Raw genomic sequence first — 1,279 nt, 5'->3', positions numbered from 1 at the left:
CCAGCGGGGTCGACCGACAGGGTGGTAAATGCGCCCCACCACACCGCGCACCACGGGAACAAGGCGGGACGGCTGATAACTTCGCTGGCTACCGGAGGCCCCCGGGACGCCTGGCTCCCAGGCAGGGCCACCCCTACCCGCGGAGGCTGCGATGACAGACGGAAAGGATGAACCGGACAGGGCGACCACTCCCCCGTTCAGACGAAGGAGCCTCCTGGCATCGGCCGCCCTGGCCGCCGCCACACCCGTGGCCGCATCCGAACCCGCCAAAGCCACAAGCAGCTCACCCACCACCCCAGGCCACGGATCCGTGGCACGCCTGCTCGCCGTCCCCCAGCACACCCGCGACACCCACTGGCTCAAGACCGCACTCCAGATCGCCGTGGAACTCGAACTGGCCACCATCCCCCCGTACCTGTGCGGCTGGTGGTCCATCAAAGACCGCACCTGCCAGACCGCACGACTCATCCGACGCATCGTCGGCGACGAGATGTACCACCTCGGCCTGGTCTGCAACCTCCTGGTCGCCGTAGGCGGCCGACCACACATCAAAAAAGCCGCACCCACCTACCCCGGACCCCTGCCCGGCGGAGTACGCACCGGAGTCAACGTCTACCTCTCCGGCCTCACCAAACCCTTCGTACACGACGTCATGATGGCCATCGAAGCCCCCGAAACACCCCTCACCCGCACCGCGGACACCTCACCCACCGTCGGCGCCTTCTACACCGACCTCCTCAAGACATTCCACACCACAGCCCCCAAACTCTCGACCCGAGGACAACTGTCCGCACACATCGGCTCCGACGTCCTCAAACCGATCGCCACCCTCAACGACGTCGAACGCTCCATCGAAATCATCAAAGAACAAGGCGAAGGCACCGACGGCTCCCCAGACACCGCCTTCGACCACAACCACCCCGCCCACTACTACGCCTTCGCCGAGATCTACCACGGCCAACAACTACGCAACACCCGAGGCAGCTGGCAATTCACCGGCACCCCCGTCCCCTTCCCCACCGCACGCCCCATGGCCACCGTCCCCGCCGGCGGATGGCACCACCCCCCCAAACCAGTCCACCAACTCCTCACCCAATTCGACACCACCTACACCACCGTCCTCGACACCCTCGACATGGCCTGGACCGACGGCACCCCCCACACCCTCGACACAGCCATCCGCGCCATGCACCGCCTACAAACCCCCGCCGTAGAACTCATGGAAACCCCCATCCCCCACACCCACCACACCTACGGCCCCCAATTCCACACCACCTGA

At 66.0% G+C, this 1,279-nt stretch carries 1 protein-coding gene; it reads left to right on the top strand.

The features are described from left to right. Positions 1 to 310: 310 nt before the first annotated feature. Entirely contained in the window at positions 311 to 1,279 is a 969-nt protein-coding gene (locus tag ABZ904_RS51315) for a ferritin-like protein (protein WP_359412621.1), read from the top strand.

The organism is Streptomyces sp. NPDC046900 (assembly GCF_040644975.1).
In the GTDB taxonomy this organism is placed as follows: domain Bacteria; phylum Actinomycetota; class Actinomycetes; order Streptomycetales; family Streptomycetaceae; genus Streptomyces.
The sequence above is the reverse complement of the archived record's forward strand: the minus strand, read 5'-3'. Positions and strand labels throughout refer to the sequence as shown.